This is a genomic window from Pseudonocardia nigra (assembly GCF_019396355.1).
Taxonomy (GTDB): Bacteria; Actinomycetota; Actinomycetes; order Mycobacteriales; family Pseudonocardiaceae; genus Pseudonocardia; species Pseudonocardia nigra.
This window is the reverse complement of sequence record NZ_JAHKRK010000475.1, coordinates 1-1,239: the sequence shown is the minus strand read 5'-3', so window position 1 is coordinate 1,239 and position 1,239 is coordinate 1. Positions and strand designations below refer to the sequence as shown.

Here is a 1,239-nt window from a genome sequence, read left to right as displayed (position 1 = left end):
GCGACGGTCCGTTCACGTGGGCTTGTGTTGGCAAACCCATTCTCGCGTGAATCGGACCGTCACTCGTTTGTCGACACGCGCAAGTTGATCTCAGAACCGTAACGAAACGCTTCGCTGAATAACCCTCTGTGCCTTCTGCGCATCGATGAACTCGAACCTGGCGCTCATCGATACTCCTGGGCGAAGAAGGCGGCCGCTTTTCCCAGGAACTCGGCCTTCATCTTCAGCTCACGGTTTTCTCGTTCGAGCTCGCGCAGACGGGCCCGCTCCGAGATCGTCAACGGCGACTCCTCGTCGACGTGCTCGACCCGGTACTTGTTCACCCAGTTCCCGAGGGTGCCCTCGTTCACCTGGATCTCGCGAGCAACCTCGGCGATCGGACGAGACGACTCGGTCACCATCTTCACGGCCTCGTCCTTGAACTCAGGACTGAACTTCCTGCGCCGTTCCGGCATTGATCAGCCTCCATTCCGGGCGGACCTTATTGGGTCCGGTGTCCGGAATCTGGCAGGCTCGCCATAGCGCCCTGTGCGGGTGTGGTTGGGCCGGCGGCTGGGTTGGGTGAACAGCGAATGGTGTGGCTGGGCGTGCGGCCGTACCCGGCATGGGGGCACCGCGGTTCCGACGAGAGTCACTGCCCAGTAGTCGCTCAACTGGCTGTGGTCCTGTTTCAAGCAACTATAGGACAGTCCCGTGATCCATTCGCTATTGCAAATCTCGCGTTCACTCGAATAGCCCCGTTGCTCGAAAGCATGTTCGACTAAACTCAGTGGCATGTCCTGCTCGCCACCCCCGCCGCCGGCCGACTGAGCGAGGAGCAGCGGGCCGGGGTCGAGGAGGAGCTCGCCGCCCGCGCCGCCGACTACACCCCCGCCCAACTGCGCAGCTACGGCACGGATCTGATCGAGCGGCTCGACCAGGACGGCCCCGCCCCCGACGACCGCCCGCCGGTGCCGGTCAACACCCTGCAGGTGCGGCGGTTCCGCGACCGCCCCGGCGGCCCCCCCGGCGGCGAGCTCAAAGGCCAGTTCGAGGACGCGGCGATGTTCGACACCATTGCCACCCTCCTCGACGCCAAATCCAAGCCCCTCGACTCGGACGACCGGCGGGGTGCGGAGCGGCGGCAGGCCGACGCACTCGCGGACATCTGCGGGTACGTCCTCGACCACGGCGACGTCCCCGACACCGGTGGCCGGCGGCCGCACCTCACCGTGCTCATCCGCCTCGAGGACCTCGAAG

At 65.4% G+C, this 1,239-nt stretch carries 2 protein-coding genes; one reads left to right on the top strand and one right to left on the bottom strand.

The genetic code is table 11. The features are described 5' to 3' along the window. Nucleotides 1-164 precede the first annotated feature (164 nt). Nucleotides 165-455, bottom strand: a complete 291-nt coding sequence (locus tag KME75_RS41700) for a transposase (protein WP_219420510.1) — start codon at nt 453-455, stop codon at nt 165-167. A gap of 324 nt (nt 456-779) precedes the next feature. On the opposite strand from KME75_RS41700, the gene KME75_RS41695 reads away from it, so the two are divergent. Then, on the top strand, nt 780-1,239 hold a 460-nt coding region (locus tag KME75_RS41695; protein WP_219420513.1), incomplete at its 3' end, for a DUF222 domain-containing protein.